Origin of the sequence: Marinibactrum halimedae (genome assembly GCF_021234875.1) — a bacterium.
Taxonomy (GTDB): domain Bacteria; phylum Pseudomonadota; class Gammaproteobacteria; order Pseudomonadales; family Cellvibrionaceae; genus Marinibactrum; species Marinibactrum halimedae.
This window is the reverse complement of sequence record NZ_JAJQVM010000100.1, coordinates 1-1,315: the sequence shown is the minus strand read 5'-3', so window position 1 is coordinate 1,315 and position 1,315 is coordinate 1. Positions and strand designations below refer to the sequence as shown.

The following is a 1,315-nucleotide window of genomic DNA, read 5'->3' as shown; positions in this document are numbered from 1 at the left end:
TCTCTTGGTTCTTCTTCGCCCAGCGGGCATCCGTATCTTTTTGAGCGCCAACGTTCGGATTCTTTTCAAAACGATCAGGCGTTTCACCGCGTTTTATCTGTTTGTTTTCTTCCTTTTTATTGCGCTGCCTGGGAACATCGACAAAACTCGCATCCACTATTTGACCTTTTCTTGCTTGAAAACCGTGTTCCTCTAATTGAACATCAAAAGTAAAAAACAAACGCTTCATTAAACCAGCTTTGACTAGGTTTTCTCTAAACAGCCACACTGTCTTGGCATCAGGCACCTTGTCCGATGGAGTCAGACCTAAAAACCGGCAAAAAGAATAGCGGTCCCGTATTTGGTACTCTATCTGATCATCGGATACATTGTATAAGTGCTGAAGTACGAGTACTTTGAACATCAGTAGCTCGTCATAGGCTTTACGACCCGCATTGCTTTTTCGGTTTGACTTTCGTATTTCCTTTAAGGTCGGACGAAAGGCTTCCCAAAATATCAGTTTGTTGAGATGAACTAATGGATCTTTTTCATCTAACTTGCGATACCTGTCATCTAAATCAAAAAAGCCGGGCTGAGACATAGAAGGAAACTCTTGAAATTTTTGAACAGTGAGATTATATCAAAGTTGGGCTATTTTTAGAGGTGCCCTATAATCGACATATCTACTCAAAAGGAATGCTCTATGGCTGTCGCGCGCGAAGGTTGGAAATTAGTTATTGATCAGTACGGAGTAGGTCGCAGACTTTTTGTTCGTGCAGGGGATGCTCCCATCTATCTAAAATTGATCTACGAACATCACACAAGTTATCACTTAACCGAAATTTTTCGAGAATTATTCGCTTTAACTAGCTTCAATAAAGGTGTGGCTCTTACGCTGGATCAGAGTAAACGTGTTATTGAAAAAGGCGGTTGGATGATTGAGTATTACTTACACGCCGGGGATGTAATGATCAATAAGATGTCTTACGGAGATCAATTCACTGGTGAGGTGTTGGATTTACCTAAAATAATGAGAGTTCAATATTCGAAAGAAAGTGAAGATTGGAACGTGTTAGAGGGAGATGGCGTAGTTAGTATTAAGAAAACAGTAAGTGGTAAACATTTTATTGCGGTACCGGGAGAGTTTGAATCGCCAGTTGATGCAGCTAGACGTATGCCGGAGCACATTTATAACGCATATAAGAAAGTTGGGAACCTCTATAAATTCGTTTTTTTAGCGCGATAATTTTCTAATTTTTTCTACCGGAACATTTACCGAAAATAATTATCATTACGCATTTATTTACAAAAATATTGGATAAAAATTCGTTCTTTT

At 39.3% G+C, this 1,315-nt stretch carries 2 protein-coding genes; one reads left to right on the top strand and one right to left on the bottom strand.

The genetic code is table 11. The annotated features are described in order from the left end of the window. A partial coding sequence (locus tag LU351_RS20455; protein ID WP_232592392.1) for a transposase occupies window positions 1-580 on the bottom strand: 580 nt, incomplete at its 3' end. Between the two features lie 102 nt (window positions 581-682). On the opposite strand from LU351_RS20455, the gene LU351_RS20450 reads away from it, so the two are divergent. Then, a complete protein-coding gene (locus tag LU351_RS20450; protein WP_232595937.1) occupies window positions 683-1,225 on the top strand; it encodes a hypothetical protein in 543 nt (180 codons plus the stop codon). Window positions 1,226-1,315 lie beyond the last annotated feature (90 nt).